The 13,623-nt window shown below is 71.1% G+C and carries 11 protein-coding genes; 6 read left to right on the top strand and 5 right to left on the bottom strand.

What is annotated here, in order from left to right; genetic code table 11:
- Positions 1-190: 190 nt before the first annotated feature.
- From KS423_RS01215 to KS423_RS01235, 5 genes are all read right to left on the bottom strand, one after another.
- Positions 191-1,168: an aldo/keto reductase gene (locus tag KS423_RS01215; RefSeq protein WP_224273812.1), complete on the bottom strand. Its 978-nt coding sequence runs from the start codon at positions 1,166-1,168 to the stop codon at positions 191-193.
- 187 nt (positions 1,169-1,355) lie between these two features.
- The gene (gene cmlS / locus KS423_RS01220) at positions 1,356-3,074 is read right to left on the bottom strand and encodes a chloramphenicol-biosynthetic FADH2-dependent halogenase CmlS (RefSeq protein WP_224273813.1); all 1,719 of its coding nucleotides are present in this window, start codon (positions 3,072-3,074) and stop codon (positions 1,356-1,358) included.
- Between the two features lie 86 nt (positions 3,075-3,160).
- Entirely contained in the window at positions 3,161-4,540 is a 1,380-nt protein-coding gene (locus KS423_RS01225; RefSeq protein WP_224273815.1) for a class I adenylate-forming enzyme family protein, read from the bottom strand.
- Positions 4,541-5,239, bottom strand: coding sequence for an SDR family NAD(P)-dependent oxidoreductase (locus tag KS423_RS01230; RefSeq protein ID WP_224273817.1), 699 nt, complete (start codon positions 5,237-5,239; stop codon positions 4,541-4,543).
- The gene (locus KS423_RS01235; RefSeq protein ID WP_224273819.1) at positions 5,236-5,550 is read right to left on the bottom strand and encodes a hypothetical protein; all 315 of its coding nucleotides are present in this window, start codon (positions 5,548-5,550) and stop codon (positions 5,236-5,238) included. Before KS423_RS01235 ends, KS423_RS01230 begins: the two co-directional genes overlap by 4 nt.
- 324 nt (positions 5,551-5,874) lie before the next feature.
- Between KS423_RS01235 and KS423_RS01240 the strand changes: the two genes are divergently transcribed.
- The 6 genes from KS423_RS01240 to KS423_RS01265 form a co-directional block, all read left to right on the top strand.
- Complete coding sequence (locus KS423_RS01240) at positions 5,875-7,140, top strand: ATP-grasp domain-containing protein (RefSeq protein ID WP_224273820.1); 1,266 nt, start codon at positions 5,875-5,877, stop codon at positions 7,138-7,140.
- Between the two features lie 37 nt (positions 7,141-7,177).
- Entirely contained in the window at positions 7,178-8,539 is a 1,362-nt protein-coding gene (locus tag KS423_RS01245) for a PLP-dependent aminotransferase family protein (RefSeq protein ID WP_224273822.1), read from the top strand.
- Between the two features lie 123 nt (positions 8,540-8,662).
- Positions 8,663-10,231 (top strand): APC family permease, encoded by a 1,569-nt coding sequence (locus KS423_RS01250; RefSeq protein WP_224273824.1) that lies wholly within the window; start codon positions 8,663-8,665, stop codon positions 10,229-10,231.
- Between the two features lie 185 nt (positions 10,232-10,416).
- Positions 10,417-11,760 (top strand): cation:proton antiporter, encoded by a 1,344-nt coding sequence (locus tag KS423_RS01255; RefSeq protein ID WP_224273831.1) that lies wholly within the window; start codon positions 10,417-10,419, stop codon positions 11,758-11,760.
- Positions 11,761-12,000: 240 nt separating this feature from the next.
- On the top strand, positions 12,001-13,164 hold the full coding sequence (locus KS423_RS01260) for a hypothetical protein (RefSeq protein WP_224273838.1): 1,164 nt from the start codon (positions 12,001-12,003) through the stop codon (positions 13,162-13,164).
- A gap of 92 nt (positions 13,165-13,256) precedes the next feature.
- Positions 13,257-13,623, top strand: a 367-nt coding sequence (locus KS423_RS01265; RefSeq protein ID WP_224273840.1) for an AMP-binding protein, incomplete at its 3' end; no start/stop codon positions are given.

The raw sequence follows: 13,623 nt of genomic DNA on the forward strand, positions 1-13,623 counted from the left end.
TCCTCGTGCCCGAGTGGGTTGTTGCCCGTCCCGGCCGGCCTGGGATCGGGGCCGGTGTCGGCGTCGCCGGCCGGACCGGCCGGGCCGGTGAACGGTGTCGTGAACGGGCTGGACGACCAGGGTGAGGGCGCCCGCCGGCGCACCCCGGGCCCCGGCCTTCCGGCCGGGGAGCCGGGCAGGGCCGCAGGGGTCAGCGGCCCAGTTCCGCCATCTGCTCGGGCGTGTGGTGATCGCCCGCGGCGGCGGGGAGCCGGTCGAGTGCGGTGAGGTGCCCCGGCGTCAGATCGACGGCGTCGGCGGCGGTGTTCTCCGCGACCCGGGCGGCCCGCCTGGTGCCGGGGATGACGGCGATGTCCTCGCCCCGGGTGAGCAGCCAGGCCAGGGCCACCTGGGCCGGTGTCGCGCCGGCCGCGGCGGCGACCGCCTCGACCGCGTCGGCGATGCGCTGGTTGTGGTGGAAGTTCTCGCCGAGGAACCGGGGGTTGGTCGCCCGCAGGTCGCTCGGGTCGAAGTCCGCGGTCGAGCGGACCCGGCCGGTGAGGAAGCCGTGGCCCAGCGGCGAGTACGCCACGAACCCGATCCCCAGTTCCCGCAGGACGGGCAGCACGGCGGCCTCCGGATCGCGGGTCCACAGCGAGTACTCCGACTGCACGGCGGCGAGCGGGTGCACGGCGTGGGCGCGGCGGATGGTGCCGACGCCCGCCTCGGAGAGCCCGATGTGGCGGACCTTGCCCTCGGCGACCAGTTCGGCGAGCGCGCCGACGGTGTCCTCGACGGGAGTGTCCGGGTCGACGCGGTGCTGGTAGTAGAGGTCGATGCGGTCGGTGCCCAGACGCCGGAGCGAGCCCTCGACGGCGGCGCGGATGTTGTCCGGGCTGCTGTCGAGCCGCCCCGGGCCGCCGTTCGCGTGCGAGACCAGCCCGAACTTCGTCGCCAGTACCACCTCGTCGCGGCGGCCCCGGATCGCCCGGCCGATCAAGTCCTCGTTGCTGAAGGGACCGTAGGCCTCGGCGGTGTCGATCAGGGTCACGCCCAGATCGAGCGCCCGGTGGACGGCGCGGATCGACTCGGCGTCGTCGCCGCCCGAACCGGTGTAGCCCATGGACATGCCCATCGCGCCCAGGCCGATCCGGGACACCTCCAGGCCGCCCAGTTCGATGTGCTTCATGCGTCTCTCCTCGTGGCAGGTGCGGCGTGCGGGTCCCGGGGCCGCGGACCGACGGCAGCCACCGCCCGGTCGCAGCCCCCGGCGGAGCGGGGGCACGGCGATCGGACGGTGGCTGCGCGGCGCACGGTGCGGACGGTCACGCGTTTCGGACACTCACGCGCGGGGGAGGCCGCGCGTCGTCGGTGTGTCAGACCTCGTACTCGACGCCGACGCCGCCGAAGTGCAGCCGGCCCTGGACGAACACCTTCGCGCCGTCCTGGTCGTAGCCGGTGAGCAGGCCGGACTCCATGAGCCGGAGTACGAGCTGCGCGGCGATCTCCTGCCGGCCCACGGCGCCGAGCCGCTTGACCAGCGCCCGGTAGCCGAACTCCTCCTCCGCGAGGTCCTGGAAGACCTGTCGGGTCTCCTCGTCCATGGGGTACTGGGTCAGGTCCAGCCCCTCCTGGTTGGCCAGGATCTCGCGCTGTTCGAGGCGGAAGCTCTGGGTCTCGACCCGGTAGTGCGGCTTCAGCACGACCTTGCCGCCGGTCCAGCTGAGCCGGGTGATGCTGTTGAGCCGCTTGGTCAGGTCGCCGATCCAGCGCACCCGGGCGGCGTTCAGCTCCTCCTCGGAGAACTCGTCGCTGAGCTCCGGGCGCTGGTGGCGGCCGATGGCGATCATCGTGGACGCCCGGTCGCGGAAGTTGGTCACCGTGATCCCGGAATCGTCCTGGCCGCTGTTGTTCACCAGCTTCTCGAACCACTTCTGGCGGCTCAGGCGCTCGTCGTCGGACTCGGTGATCCGCCGCTTGAGCCAGAACTCGGAGTCCGGCTCGGTGAAGGAGGCGAAGGTGTAGAAGGACGCCAGGAACTCGTGGTACTGCTCGTAGGCCTCGCGGTAGGTGCGGTTGTACCACTGGTGGACGGCGTCGCGCTCCGCCTCGTTGCGGGTGATCCGGTCGATCGCCGCCGCCGCGCAGACCGCCGACTGCGAGGCGAGGTGCACGCCCTGGGAGAACAGCGGGTCGGTGAAGCAGGCGGCGTCGCCGCAGAGGAAGTACCGGTCGGCGGAGAACTGCGAGGCGTCGTAGGACCAGTCGTGCACGATCCGGACCTCGTCCACCTGCTCCGCACCGCCCAGGAGGTCGGTGGCCTGGGAGCACTTCGCGAGGGTGGTCCGGTAGAACTCCTCGGCGCCCAGCTCGCGTACGGCGGCGGACTTGGAGCGGTCCACGACCAGTCCGACGCTGTAGAGGTCGTCCTTCATCGGGATCATCCAGACCCAGCCGTCCTCGAAGGTGATCGAGTAGGTGGTGCCCTTCAGGTCACCCTCGAAGGGGTCCTTCTTCTTGAAGTACGACCAGATTGCGAAGTTCTTGTAGAACTCGTCGTACCGGCGGACGCCGAGCTGACGGGCCAGCGGTCCGCCCGACCCGCCGGCGTCGATGACGAAGTCGGCCTCGACCCGCAGGGTGTCCTCGCCCTGGCGCACCGCCAGGGCGACGCCGTCCGGGCGGGACAGGTCGACGCCGGTCACGTTGGCCTCCTCGACCACGGTGACCCCGCGGCCGCGGGCCTCGTCCAGCAGGAGCCGGTCGAACACCTCGCGCTTGACCTGGATGGCGTGGTCGAAGACCCAGGGGGCGACCTTGGGGGCGGCGAACGAGAAGGTCCAGGGCGCCTGGTCCTGCCCCCAGAGGAAGGTCGCCGAAGGCTTCTTGACGAAGTTCTCGGCGTCGATCCGCTCCTGGAGGCCGAGCCGGTTCAGGATGGACATCGTCCCCGGCAGCAGGGACTCGCCGATCCGGTACCGCGGGAACCGGGACCGCTCGTAGACCGTGACGTCGTGGCCGAGCTTGTTCAGAGTGAGAGCCGCGACGCTGCCGGCGGGACCGCCGCCGATGATCGCCACCGTCGATCGTGCCATCTTGTTTCTCCCTGGGACGGACTGGGGGAGTCGCGCGCCGGTGTGGCGGCGGACTCCGGTTGGAATGAGGCTTGTCGGCGGCCCGGTCAGGCCGTGCCGGAATCCGGGAGCGACCGCACCTTCTTGAGGCGGTCCGACATCCCGATGGCGTCGACGACGCTGATCCTTGAGGGGATCTTGAACGCCTCGACCTTGCCGGTGAGGAACTCCACCACGTGCTTGCGGACGGCCGCGCGGGTCAGTTCGCCCCTGGGTTTGACGTCCACGCACACCGTCTGCCCGGTGATGGCGTTCGGCCTCCCGTAGACCACGCAGTCCTCGACCAGCGGGCTGGCCAGCAGGACGGTCTCCAGTTCGAGCGGCAGCAGCTTCTCCCCGCCGACGTTGATGAGCTCCTTGGCCCGGCCGCGGATCCGGAGGTAGCCGTCGGCGCCCTCCTCGACCAGGTCCCCGGTCCTGAACCAGCGGTCCTCGGTGAGGGAGTCGTCGGCGTAGTTCAGGTAGCCGAGGAACTGGGTCCGGCTCCTGAGCTGCAGTTCGCCGTCGACGATCCGGTACTCGACGCCGCCGTCCGAGATCTTGAAGTAGGTGCTGCTGGACGACTCGCTCGTGGTGGTCGCGATTCCGGTCTCGCTGGTCCCGAAGGTCTGCAGCAGCCGCACCCCCGGGATCTCCCGGTTGACCCGCTTGAGCAGTTCCTCGGACATCGGCTCGGTGCCGTAGGTGATCAGGCGCAGACTGCTGAGGTCGTGGGTGCGGTGGTAGCCGCCCATCAGGATCAGGTTGAGGAAGGTCGGGCTCGCAGGGAGCACGCGGATCCGGTAACGCTCGACCAACTCGCAGATCTCCTCGGGCGTGCGCTGGCCGGGAAGGACCGCGGTCCCGCCCGCCAGGAGCGTGCTGAGCAGCGAGTTGAGGCCCCCGATGTGGTCGAACATCAGGACCATCAGGATGTTGAGCGTGCTCGCCCGGCGCCGGGGCCGGCTCTCCAGCTTCTCGGCGACCAGCGAGTCGAGGCTGTGCAGGATGACCTTCGGGGCGCCGGTGCTCCCGCTGCTCAGCAGCACGAGCCCGGCGGCGCCCTCGTCACCGAGCCGGTCGAGCACGCTCGGGGTGCCGCCGGGCGGCGGCGCGAGTTCGTCGAGCTCCAGCCCGGCGCCCGCCCGCAGCAGGAAGCCGGGCCGGCAGTGTTCCATCACGGTGCCGAGGTCCCGCTCGTTGAGCGTCACCATGGGCACGACGACGTTCCGGTTGAGGAACAGCGCGAACAGGGCCGCTATCGAGTTCGGTGAGTAGCCGCCGTTCACGACCACCACATCGTGTGGTGCCACCCCGTGGGCGCGCAGCATTTCCCGGGCGGACCGGATCCGGTCCAGCAGGTCATCGTAACCGAATTCGACCTGCCGGTCGATCAGTGCGGTTTTCCGGCCGAACTCCTCGAACCGCCGTACCAGTTCGTCCCGCATTCAGTGCACTCCCCCGAGAAAGACGGTCTCGCCCGTGATGAACGCCGATCGGCGGCCGATGAGGAATTCGACCGGGCCGACGATGTCGGACATCGTGCACATCCGGGGAATCGCCTGGCGGGCAATCAGTGCGTCGATCTTCGGCTGTGCGACGGTCCGGGTGAGGACGGTGCGGACCGGTGGCAGGCCGAGTGCGTTGACCCGGATTCCGAAAGCGGCCAGTTCCTTGCTCATGACCCGGACGAGTTGTTCGACCGCGCTCTTGCTGGCCGAGTACGCCAGGTGCCCGTCGAGCGCCCAGGGCACCGCGACCGTGGAGACGTTCAGGATCGCGGGGGCCGTCTCGTCCGACTTGCGCAGCAGCTTCACCGCCTCGCGGCAGCAGTTCAGGACGGCGAAGAAGTTGAGGTCGAAGATCTTCCTGGTGACCTCGTCCGGCGTCGTCATGAAGTGGTTCATCGTCGAGGTGCCGGCGTTGTTGATCAGCGCGTCCAGGTGGCCGTACTCCTGCCGGACCTCCCGGAACATCGCCCTGGTCCGGTCCGTCTCGGTGAGATCCACCTGGTAGTGCCGGTACTTCGGGTGGTCGAGGGTGGCCGGTTTCCTGCCGCACCCGACCACCTCGTGGCCGGAGTCGAGGAAATGCTCGGCGAGCGCCCGGCCGACCCCGGTCCGGGTACCGGTGATCATGATGATCATGCCGTGACGCTCTGCGCGTCCACGGGTCGGAGTTCCTCCTCGATGAAGTCGATCAGCCTGCGGACCCGGCTGAACGGACTCACCCGGAGTGACACGGCCTTCTCGGACGCCAGGGTGACCTCCACCCCGAACTCGTCCTCAAGGCCTTCCTCGACCTGCGCCAGAAAAGCCACCAAATACATGGACTCGAATACCCCGTCGTTTCCGTAGAGGCACAGGTCGAGCACATTGTCGGTGGGGATCTTCTCCTCCCGCATGGTATTGATGTCGTCGATCGCCTCGATGACGATCTGCAGGATTCGATCCTTCACACCGGGCCTCCCTCGATTGGACGGGCGCACAGGAGTCGACGCCCGGATCTTTATGGCATAAGCCCCGGGGCCGCGCAAGGTCGTCCGGTGCTGTGCAACTGCGACTTTCCTCGGTTGCACAGGCGGCGGCGGAGGGGCCGCGGGCCCGTCCGCCGTCCACTCCGAACTCCGTTGACAGTCTCTCGACCAGCCGGTAACAATCGCGCAGCGCCCCGCCTCCGGCCTCGCGAAAACTCCGATTCGCATATTCGGCCGCCTCCTGTGCCGTTTCGGCCCGCGCGATGTGAATGCCGCCCTCCCCGCACCCGCACAAAGGAATCGGTCATGACTGAACAGGCTGTGCACAGCTCCGGCGCCGCGGCTCAGGACGCCCCCGTCCTGCTGCTCGTCGGCAGCGGCTACCGCCCGTACCGCGAGTACATCCTGGCCGCCGTGTCGAAGCACTACCGGCTCTGGCTGCTCGATTCCGCCGAGGCGAGCTGGCAGCTGGCGTACTGCGCCGGTGCCACCCGGGTCGACACCCGGGACCCGGAGGCGATGCTCGCGGCCGCCCGAGTGGTCGTGGACTCGCTGCCGGTCGTGGGCGCGTTCACCTACGACGAGTCGCAGGTCCTCTTCTGCGCCCGGCTCGCCGAGGACCTCGGGCTGCCGGGGAGCCCGCCGGACACCATCGTCGCGTGCCGCGACAAGGCCGCCACCCGCTCCGTCCTCACCGCCGCGGGCGTGCCCCAGCCTGCCTCGCACACCGTCAGCACCGTCGCCGAGGCCCTCGCCGCGGCCGACCGGATCGGCTACCCGGTGATCATCAAGCCCCGTTCCATGGCCGGCAGTTGCGGCGTCATGCGGGTCGACGACCCGCAGCAGCTGACCGAGGCCTTCGCCGGCGCGGACGGCGATTTCCTGGGCCTGCCCCGGCACGAGCGGAACGTGCTCGTGGAGGAGTTCCTCACCGGGCCGGAGATCAGTGTCGACGCGGTCATCCACGACGGCGAAGTCACGCCGACCGTCCTGGCCCGCAAGCGCCTCGGGCCCGAGCCGTACTTCGTGGAGACCGGGCACGACGTGGACGCCGGCGACCCGCTGCTTGAGGACACGGAGCTGATCGGGCAGCTCCGCGACATCCACCGCGCGCTGGGCTTCGTCCACGGCGCGACCCACTCCGAGTTCAAGCTGACGCCCAAGGGCCCCCGGCTGGTGGAGGTCAACGCCCGGCTCGGCGGTGAGCTCATCCCCTACCTCGGGCGGCTCGCCTCCGGCGCCGACGCCGCCGTCGCCGCGGCCCACGCCGCCGCCGGCCGCAAGGCCGACTTCACGCCCTCGTTCCGCCGCACCGCCGCGGTCCGCTTCCTGGCGCCCGAGCAGCTCTGCGAGGCCATCGAGGTGATCGTGCACGAGGACCGCTTCGGCCCGACCGTCCGGGAGACCGGCGTGACCGTCGCCCCCGGCGGCCGGCTGGCCGTGCCGCCGGTCGCCTTCCTGGCCCGCTACGGCCACGTCATCGCCGTGGGCGACGACCGGGAGCAGGTGCTGGCCGACCTCGAAGAGCCTGAGCGGCTGGTCGAACTGCGCGCCCGCGCGCTCGCCGACTGATCCCGCGGACCCCACGACGAGAACAGGAACCACCTCCATGACCAGGACGTCCGAGGACCTCGGCCGCACTCCGGTGGACCTGGCCGAGGCGCCCGCGGGCCTCCGGCTGGACCCCGGCGAACTGCACTCCTCGGTGAGCGACCCGGTGCTCACCTCCATGACGACGCTCAACGACATCGCCGGCCGGTACCCGGACGCGGTCTCCTTCGCGGCGGGCCGCCCGTACGAGGGCTTCTACGAGGTCGCCGCGCTCGGCCGCTACCTGAACACCTTCGAACGCCACCTGGCCGAGGACCTGGCACTCGGCCCCGAGGCCGTGCGGCGCACCTTCTTCCAGTACGGGCGCACCAAGGGCTTCATCCACCACCTGATCGCGCGGCACCTGGAGATCGACGAAGGCCTGGCCGTCGACCCCGAGTCGGTCCTGGTGACCACGGGGTGCCAGGAGGCGATGGTCCTGGTGCTGCGCGCCCTGCGCACCGATGAACGTGACGTGGTCTTCGCGGCGTACCCCTCGTACGTCGGCTTCCTCGGGGCGAGCCGACTGGTCGACCTGCCGGTCCGGTCCGTGCGCGAGGGGCCGGACGGCCTCGACGTGGCGGACCTGGCGAGGAAGATCCGGGCTGCTCGGGCCGAGGGACTGCGGCCGCGAGCCTGCTACGTGGTGCCGGACTTCGCGAACCCGAGCGGCGTCAGCATGCCGGAGGCCGACCGGCGCCGACTGCTGGAGCTGGCGGAGCAGGAGGACATCCTGCTGCTGGAGGACAACCCGTACTCGATGTTCCACGCGGGCGGCGAGCGGCTGCCCACGCTCAAGTCGCGCGACACCGGGCGGCGTGTGGTCTACATCGGGTCCTTCGCCAAGACCGCCTTCGCCGGCGCCCGGGTCGCCTATCTGGTGGCGGACCAACCCGTGACCGGCGGCACGCTGTTCGCCGACGAGCTCGCCAAGCTCAAGAGCATGCTCACGCTCAACACCTCCACCGTCGCCCAGGCCGTCATCGGAGGGTTCCTGCTGGAGAACGGCCTGAGCGTGGAGCGTGCCACCGGTCGCGAGGCGCAGGTCTACCGCCGGAACCTGCGGGCCGTGACCGCCGCGCTGGAGGAGCACTTCGGCAGCCGGGGCCCGCTGCGCGGCGCCGGGGTGTCGTGGAACACCCCGCAGGGCGGCATGTTCGTCGTCGTCACGCTGCCCTTCCCCGCGGACGACGCGATGCTTGAGTATTCCGCCGGCCGTTTCGGCGTGCTGTGGACACCCATGCACCACTTCTTCGCGGGCACCGGTGGTCGTCACCAGATCAGGCTCTCCTGCAGCGTCCTGACCCCGGAACGGATCGCGCTGGGAATCGAGCGCCTGGCCGCGCTGGTCGCCGACCGCACCCGGTCCGACCGCATCTGACCCGACCGTCCCGACCCGAGCACACCGACCGTCCCGACCGCAGTCCAGGAAGGCCACGATGGCAGTGAGAACTCCCCGAGCACCGAGACACGTCGACGCGCCGCCGGTCCGCGGGGTGACCGCGTGACCGTCACCACCACGCCGGAAGCCGCCACCTCGCCGAACCCGGGACAGGCCGACCGGCTCCACCGCAGCCTCGGATTCTGGAGCCTGACCGGAATCGCCTTCGGCGGCATCATCGGCTCCGGCTGGCTGTTCGGCGCCTACTACGGCGCCGCCGCCGCGGGCCCCGCCGTGGTCCTCTCCTGGATCATCGCGGGCGCGGCGCTCACCCTGATCGCGCTGGTCCTCATCGAACTGGGCGCGGGCACCCCGGAGTCGGGCGGCATGGTGCGCTGGCCGCTGCTCGCCAACGGACGGCTGGCCGGCGCCCTCATCGGCTGGGCCGTCCTCCTGTCGGTGGCCAGCACGATGGCCACCGAGGCCACCGCCGTCGTGCAGTACGCGAACCGCTACCTGCCCGGCGTGTACGAGCACAACGCCCTCTCCGCCTCCGGCAAGGCGCTCGGCGCCGGGCTGCTGGTGCTCCTGGTGGCACTGAACTGGTTCGGGGTCAAGCTGTTCGCCCGGCTGAACCTCGCCGTCACCATCGTCAAGGTGATGGTTCCGGTGGCCACCGTGGTGATCCTGCTGGTGTCGAGCTTCCACCCCGGCAACGTCTCCGCCGGCGGCGGGCTCGCACCGCAGGGCTGGTCGGCCACACTGACCGCGATCGCCGGCGCCGGAATCATCTACGCGCTGAACGGCTTCGCCACCCCGATCGAGCTGTCCGGCGAGGCCCGCAACCCCCGCCGGGACATCCCCCGGGCCGTGCTGACCGCCATCGTGCTCTCGGTCGTCCTGAACGTCCTGCTCCAGCTGGCCTTCATCCTCGCGGTGCCGGAAGGCAGGCTCGGCTCGGGATGGGGCGGGCTGAACTTCTCCTCGCCCTTCGGTGAGCTCGCCCAGCTGCTCAACCTCGGCTGGCTGGCCACGATCATCTACGCCGACGCCGTGTTCTCGCCCTCGGGCTCGACGTTCGTGTCGGTCGCGGCCGGCGGGCGGGAGACCTATGCGGTGGCCAAGAACAGCGCACTGCCCAAGCTGGTCGCCGTCCTGGACGAGCGGGTCGGCGTGCCGAGGAACGCGATGGTGCTGAACTTCGTGCTCAGCATGGTGTGCCTGTTCGCGGCCAGCAGGTGGCAGCAGATCATCGGCATGGTCGGCGTGCTCGCCCTGCTCACGTACTCGATGTGCGCCGTGGCGGCCGGCACCTTCCGGGCGGCCGCGCCCGAGCGGTTGGCGGGCTGGGTCCGTGGCCTGCGCTGGATCGCGCCCGCCGGCTTCGTCGTCGGCTCCGAACTGGTCTACTGGGCCTCCTGGCAGACCCTGCGCACCGCGCTGCCGATGATGATGGCCAGCGTGCTGCTGTTCGCCGTCCTGTGGCACCGCCGACTCGACCTGCTGGCCGAACTGCGGACGGGTGCCTGGCTGCTCGGCTACCTGGGGCTGCTGCTGATCCTGTCCTGGCTCGGCACCTTCGGCGGCACGGGGGTGATCCCGGCGCCGTGGGACACCGTCGCCACGGCGGTCGTCGGCCTGTTCGTCTACCACTGGGGCGTCCGTTCCGGCGCGGCCTTCCTGCGCCGCTGACCCGCCCGTGGCCGTCGGTTCGCCCTCCACCGCACGGCCTGCCCGTCCCGCCCGTCCCGCCCGTCCCGGCACGGTGATCCGGCTCGCACCCCCCGGCCTGCGCATCGGGTCCGCGGACCCGGCCGGCAGCCGAGAGCCGGTGACCACCGTCAACTTCCGCCCCGTACACCAGGAGACCGCCGCCCATGCCGTACGCCGCCGCGCCGGTACCGCCGCTACCAGCCCACCAACTGTTCGTCTTCCTGCTCCAGGCCGGGCTCCTGGTGCTGCTCGCGACGGCCTGCGGGCGGCTCGCGGCCCGGGTCCGGATGCCAGCCGTGGCCGGTGAGCTCTGCGTCGGCATCCTGCTCGGCCCCACCGTCCTGGGCAACGCGGCCCCCGCCGTCGCGAACTGGCTGCTTCCGCGCTCCGCGGAGCAGTTCCACCTCCTCGACGCGCTCGGTCAGATCGGCGTGGTCCTGCTGGTCGGCATCACCGGCATGGAGATGGACCCGGCGCTGGTACGGCGCCGGGGCACCACCGCCCTCAGCGTCGGGCTCGGCGGCCTGCTGCTGCCGCTGGGCCTCGGTTTCGCCGCCGGATGGGTGGCGCCGGACAGCCTGATCCCGCCCGGCATCGACCGCCTCGCCTTCGCGCTGTTCATCGCCGTCGCCCTGTGCGTCAGCGCCCTGCCGGTGATCGCCAAGACCCTCACGGACATGCACCTGATCCACCGCAACGTCGGCCAACTCACCCTCGCCGCCGGCATGGTGGACGACGCCGCCGGATGGATCCTGCTGTCCGTGGTCTCCGCCATGGCGATCGGCCACGCCGACGTCGGCAGCGTCACCACGCCGCTCGCCGCCACCGCCCTCGCCGTGGCCGTGGCGTTCCTGGTCGTCCGTCCGCTGGTCCAGCGCGCCCTGCGGGCCGCCGAGCGCTCCCGCGACGGCAACATCGTCGCGGCGGGCGCCACCGCGCTCATCCTGCTCGGCGCCGCGGCGACCCAGGCACTCGGCCTGGAGGCCATGTTCGGGGCCTTCCTGGCCGGCATGATCATCGGCTCCGGGCCCCGTGGCGTCCGTGTCCACCTGGCCCCGCTGCGCACCGTCGTGCTGGCGGTGTTCGCCCCGCTGTTCTTCGCCATGGCGGGCCTGCGGATCGAACTCGGCGCGCTCACCCGGCCGATGGTCCTGGCGTCCGCCGTCGTGCTCCTGCTGGTCGCCGTCATCGGGAAGGTCGCGGGCGCCTACCTCGGTGCCCGGGTCGCCGGGATCGGGCCCTGGGAGTCCGTCGCCCTGGGCGGCGCCCTGAACGCCCGCGGCGTCATCCAGCTGGTCATCGCCACGGTCGGCCTGCGGATCGGCGTCCTGAACGCGACCACCTACACCCTGGTCGTGCTGGTGGCCATCATCACCTCCCTGATGGCGCCGCCGATCCTGCGCTGGTCCATGCGCCGGGTCGAGCACACCGCGGACGAGCAACTCCGGCTGCGCGAGCGCTCGTTCCTCCCGGCGGAGGCCGCCCCCGAACCGCAGCCGGAGACCTGAGGGCCGGCCACCGGCGCCGCAGTCCACGGGAAGCGGGGTGTGCAACTGCCGCCCGTCCGCAGTTGCACGGCGGCACCCGGATTTGTACACCACTTGAGAACTCCGACGCCGATCGACAAAACTCCCAGCCATGCCGAGGGCAGTCACGGCGCAGCCGACGGCAGGCGGTTCGCACGCACGCAACCGACCTCTCTTCGAGAAGACCGTGTCCTTCCGTACGCACCGAATCCGAGAGAACCGATGCCCGGCCTTTCCCTGCGTCCCGACGCGCCCAGTGTGCGGGACATCTTCAGCTTCCTCCGGGACCTGGACCTGGACTGTGACATCAACCCCTGCGCCGCCTGGATCGGAGCCCCCGACCCGGACCGTGTCGCCGACCCCGGCGGCATCGTGGAGTTCCTCCGCTCCATCGGGCTGACCCGGGCGCTGGCCAACCTCCTCGGCATCGACGAGGCCCGGGCGGACGCGACCTGCACGGTGCACGACACGCCCCTGGACGGCGACCCCGAGCAGCTCGCCGACGCGGTGTCGGCGTACCACAACAGCCGTCCGCTGCGGCTCGACGAGGCGGTGCACCTCGCCTGCTGGCCGCACGCGAACGGTGAGTTCGTCGTCTTCGTCAAACTGAACCACCTGGTCGTCGACCTGGCCGACGCGCTGGCCGTGCTGGCCGCGGTGCGCGCCCACCTGCGAGGCGAACCCGTCCGCCGCATCGAGGCCCGCTACCGCGACCACGCGGCACAGCTCGCCAAGTACGCGGCGATCGCGCCGGCCGACCGCGAGGCGGTGGAGCGGATGCTCGGACCGGTGCCGGCCCCCGGCCGCCCGGGGATCCCGATGATCGGCGCCTCCGGCGAGCAGTGGCTGCCGCTGCGCCGGGGCGTGTCCTTCGACGATCTGCTGAGTGCCGTCACGGCCACCGTCCTGCGCGCCATCGGCGGCGGACTGGTGCTTCAATTCCCGGTGTCCCGCTGGGAGTTCGCCCGCAAGGGCGGCTACTTCGTGGAGCTCAAACCGGTTGTGGTGCGCAGCGAGAAGGCATCCGACTACACTCCGGAGCACTTCCTGCGGACCAGGAACCACTACGACTCGCTCGGCCGGTTCACGCTGTCGGACCTCACCTCGTTCGGGGCCGAGGCCGCGCGCTGCCGGACGCCCCGCATCGTCGTGTCGGACACCACGCTGATGCGCCCGGAGCCCGGGCTCTGGCGCTGGATCCCGGTGCGCAGCGCCCGGATGTTCGAGGACGTGAAGTTCCTCGCGGACCGCTCGCTGCCGGGCCCGCCGCTGCTCCGGCTCCAGTACAAGAGCAGGTTCCTGTCGTCCGAGAACGTCGCGGGCATCCTCGGCGAACTCCAGGAGCGGATCGGGGTCCGCGACGGGGCGCCCGAATCCGCGCGGTGACCCGTGTCCCCGCCGATGACCAGTCGTCCGTGAGCCGTGCCCGACGCACGGCCGCGCGTTCCGAATCAGCAAGCCGAAAGAGGGTGTTCTTCGTGGATCTGCCTGCGCTCGTCGCGCACCACCTCGGGCGGAACGACGGCCTGGTGGCGTTGGAGTCCGACGCGCGGACATGGTCGTACGCCGAACTGGACGAGGCCACCCGGGAGCGCGCGGCGCAGCTGCGCCGGCTGTGCCCCGACGGCGGCCGGGTCGTGCTGGTGGGTGAGCACACCGCCGACGCCCTGATCTGGGCACTGGCCGTGATGCGGTCGGGGCTCGGGTACACCCCGCTCAACCCCGCGCTGCCGGCCGAGCGGATGCGGCAGGCCGTGCGGGTGGCCGCGCCCGGGCTGGTCGTCTGCTGCACCGAGGCCTCGCTCGCGGTCCTGCGCGGGGACGGCGCGGCGGGCCGGGTGCTCG

Origin of the sequence: Streptomyces sp. LS1784 (assembly GCF_020103755.1) — a bacterium.
In the GTDB taxonomy this organism is placed as follows: Bacteria; Actinomycetota; Actinomycetes; order Streptomycetales; family Streptomycetaceae; genus Kitasatospora.

Bases quoted from the DNA above. Each gene is read 5' to 3' on its own strand.
- KS423_RS01255 (WP_224273831.1), top strand. From the start codon at position 10,417: ATGCCGTACGCCGCCGCGCCGGTACCGCCGCTACCAGCCCACCAACTG.
- KS423_RS01230 (WP_224273817.1), bottom strand. From the start codon at position 5,239: ATGATCATCATGATCACCGGTACCCGGACCGGGGTCGGCCGGGCGCTC.
- cmlS (WP_224273813.1), bottom strand. From the start codon at position 3,074: ATGGCACGATCGACGGTGGCGATCATCGGCGGCGGTCCCGCCGGCAGC.
- KS423_RS01225 (WP_224273815.1), bottom strand. From the start codon at position 4,540: ATGCGGGACGAACTGGTACGGCGGTTCGAGGAGTTCGGCCGGAAAACC.
- KS423_RS01215 (WP_224273812.1), bottom strand. From the start codon at position 1,168: ATGAAGCACATCGAACTGGGCGGCCTGGAGGTGTCCCGGATCGGCCTG.
- KS423_RS01260 (WP_224273838.1), top strand. From the start codon at position 12,001: ATGCCCGGCCTTTCCCTGCGTCCCGACGCGCCCAGTGTGCGGGACATC.
- KS423_RS01240 (WP_224273820.1), top strand. From the start codon at position 5,875: ATGACTGAACAGGCTGTGCACAGCTCCGGCGCCGCGGCTCAGGACGCC.
- KS423_RS01245 (WP_224273822.1), top strand. From the start codon at position 7,178: ATGACCAGGACGTCCGAGGACCTCGGCCGCACTCCGGTGGACCTGGCC.